The organism is Mycobacterium sp. (genome assembly GCF_049683355.1).
Taxonomy (GTDB): domain Bacteria; phylum Actinomycetota; class Actinomycetes; order Mycobacteriales; family Mycobacteriaceae; genus Mycobacterium.
The window spans coordinates 1-3,135 of sequence record NZ_JBAUJB010000138.1 but is presented as its reverse complement, the minus strand read 5'-3'; the positions used below and the strand labels follow the sequence as shown (position 1 = coordinate 3,135).

2 protein-coding genes and 1 pseudogene are annotated in these 3,135 nt (G+C 68.2%); 1 reads left to right on the top strand and 2 read right to left on the bottom strand.

The window, feature by feature from the left end:
- The first annotated feature begins 284 nt into the window (after window positions 1–284).
- Entirely contained in the window at window positions 285–866 is a 582-nt protein-coding gene (locus WA944_RS08705) for a helix-turn-helix domain-containing protein (RefSeq protein WP_526611420.1), read from the top strand.
- Window positions 867–1,155: 289 nt separating this feature from the next.
- On the opposite strand, the gene WA944_RS08700 is transcribed toward WA944_RS08705, so the two are convergent.
- Window positions 1,156–1,866, bottom strand: coding sequence for a hypothetical protein (locus WA944_RS08700; protein WP_526611418.1), 711 nt, complete (start codon window positions 1,864–1,866; stop codon window positions 1,156–1,158).
- Window positions 1,867–2,538: 672 nt separating this feature from the next.
- Window positions 2,539–3,135 (bottom strand): annotated as a pseudogene (locus WA944_RS08695) (tyrosine-type recombinase/integrase); the annotation flags it as partial.

Sequence of the window (3,135 nt, the reverse complement as noted above, 5' to 3'; positions counted from 1 at the left end):
TGTTGACGGACATTCAGGGTGACCACCTGGGGGTGGGGGTCCGGCGTTGAGGGTGAGGACGCTTCGGCGGGATCTGAGCGGCGGCATGGTGACGACGCCCCCTGTTCCGGGGGGTCACGGTGGCCTGGGTTCGTTTCGGCGATCATCGCGGCGCCGGAAGGATCGCCGGGGTGATCGACTGGCGCAGTGGCGGTTCCGGCCCCGGGCGGCCAACACGAGATGACCCCTTCCTGGACTGCATTGTGGTAGACCACCCTGATGCCTCATGCCCACCCCAGCGCCCGATGATCGTCGTCCGTACCGTCGAGTGGGCCGAGCAGGCCCTAAGCGCAGGCGAGATCGGCTGCCCGCACCCCGGGTGCGGCGGCACCCTCACACGGTGGGGATACGGTCGCCACCGGCGCATCCGTAGCCTGGGCGCCCAGACCCTCGACGTGCGCCCGAGGCGGGCGCGCTGCACCGGCTGCGCTGGTACCCAGATCCTGCTGCCGGCCGCCGTGCAGCCGCGCCTGGCCGATACCACCGAAGTGATCGGCACCGCCCTGGCCAGTAAGGCCGCCGGCCACGGGCACCGCCACATCGCCACCGAGCTCGATCGTTCACCCTCGACCGTGCGCCGCTGGCTGCGCCGCGCCACACGCAGCGCTCACCTGGACTGGCTATGGCAGCGCGGCAGCCAGGCCCTCATCCGGCTCGACCCTGACGCGTTCAACCAGCTGCCCCGCGCCACCCACCCGCTGCGCAATGCGCTGACCGTCCTGACCGCGGCCGCATGCGCGACCCGCCAACGGTTGGGCTTCAACGAACCCCTGTGGACCTTGATCGGCCTGCACGCCCACGGCCGGCTCCTGGCAGCACCAACCTGAGTCTGCCTGGACCGATTTGGCCGGGCTGGCGATCCCGCACGCCCACCCACTGCCCGGCGCCGTGAACACCACCGCAGACCCAACACCGTCACGTGATCACGTCGAGGATGTGTTGCGGGCGTTCGTTCGGTGCCGTGAACACCACCGCAGACATTTGGATAGTGAAACCGGAGAGCTCTTCGACCCAACACCGTCACCGCGCGCATCACGGCGTCAGCGTGAACACCAAACCGCGCCAATCATCCTCACCGACAACGCCGCCATCATGCTCATGTTGAACGCCGGTCCCTCAACACCCGATGCGCAGTCCGGTGCGGGTGAGGATCTCCACGAGCAGCCGGATCCGCGGGTCGTTGATCCGATCAAGGTTGGCGGGGTTTTCGAGTTGGCCCATGACGAACTCGGGGATCGCCCGCGGTGGGGGTGTCTCGTCGCGGCGGGGCTGGTCGCTGGGATACAGCTGCACGTCCGCGGGTAGCGATGCCCACCGGTGCTGGCGTACGGCGTGCAGGAAGCCGGTCACCGCGCCGATGTCGGTGCTGCGGGTCTTGGGGTGCGCAATTTCGACGGCCAACCGGGCCAGGTAGGCCTCCAGCGCCGCCCTGTCCAGGGGGCCCGGGCCAGTCGAGTTCGCCAACCCGGGCGTGAACTGCGAGAGACGCACTATGGCGATACGGTCCTTGCGGAGCTGGCCGATACCGATCCCGCACGACATCCGCCAGCGGCACCACCGCTTGGCCAGGTCCCGCAACCATAGTGGTTGCACCGCAGTGAAATCCAGGCGGGCGCCGTCGTGGCCGGCGATTCCGAGGCGGCGCAATAGCCACACGTCACGTTGGTATTCGGCGTCCCAGCCTGTTCCGTCCCGCAGGTCGAGCAGGCATTCGATGGTGTAGCCGAGGAACGCCCGCGGCGTGTTCACCGCCGCAGCAGCTGGTAGCCCGGCCAGCCATTCGGTCAGCGGACGCTCCAACAGCGACTTGGCGCCGCTGGTGGCCAAATGATCCAGCAGCGCCTTGATGGAACGGGGCGTGGTGCGGGTCCGCTTGGCATCGACCCGGAATTGCAGTCCGTAGCCGATCTCCAGCCGTAGCGTGTGGCGGCAGCGCCCTCAAGTCGAACCGGTCCTCGCCGTAGCTGGCGCAGTAATCGATGAACTCGGCGGTCGGCGGGCGGCCCTGCTGGCGCCACCGAACGTGATGCGATCGGCACCAGCCCCCGTCCAGTTCCGCCCACAACACACACCCCGGCAGCGCACACACCGGCGTCGGCGCCTCGGCAACTACCGGCTCCCACTGATCCAGTGGTGGTCGCCCTGACTTGTCCCACATTTGGGAATGCCTGTAGCACAACCGATATCGTTGCTGGCCAAACCCGCACTGGGGCACCAGGCATGGTTGAAGTGGTCGATGACCCATCACCGCGGGATCCGCGGTCTCCGCCCACTCCCGCCGGTCCGGGCGATCGGCCTGTTTCCAGCGGGCCAGGTGTGCCAGACACAGCCCGCCGTAGCGGCTGGAGTGCACACAGCCGGGCACCGCACAGGCAGGCGACCCGAGGATGGGATCACCCACTGCGGGCACCAACAACTCGGCCCGGAATTCCGGACGTACCAGCGTATCCAGGCGCTCAGCCAACGTCGGCTCGGGTGCGCCGGCCAGCGCCTCGACGCTCACCGCGGTTCGTCCTGATCCGCCAGCCACCCTGCGGCCACCAACGCGCGGCGCGCGTCTTCGACCTTCAAATGCGCATACGTGTCGCCGGTCGTGGCGATCGAGGAGTGACCCAGCAGGTGGGCCACCACCTCCACGGCCACCCCGCGACGCAGCAGCTCTGTGGCATAGGAGTGCCGAAAAGTATGTGGCCCGAACGAGATGACGGTCCGTTCCCGAATCCGGCAGACCAGATCGTAGACACTGGCATACGTCAACGGATGCCCGATCGGCCCTGACCACAGGTTGACGAACACGTAGTCGCTGTCCAGGTCGCCGTACTCGGTGTGCAGGTAATCGGCGTAGAGCCGGATCACCCCGGCCGGTCGGCACCGGCACCCGCCGACCGCTGACCCCCTTGGCCCGCGCTCCGTTGGCGTTGCGCCGCGGCACCACTGACACCAACCGGACCGCGGCGTCGATATCGCTGTGCCGCAATCCCAACGCCTCGCCAATCCGTAACCCTGACGCAGCCAGCACGGAGAATAGGAACCGGTCCCGCAGCCGACCACAGGCCGCCACGATCGCTGCGATCTGCTCGGCATCCAACGGCTCAG

Coding starts and splice junctions, on each gene's coding strand:
- WA944_RS08705 (WP_526611420.1), top strand. CDS start 285: ATGATCGTCGTCCGTACCGTCGAGTGGGCCGAGCAGGCCCTAAGCGCA.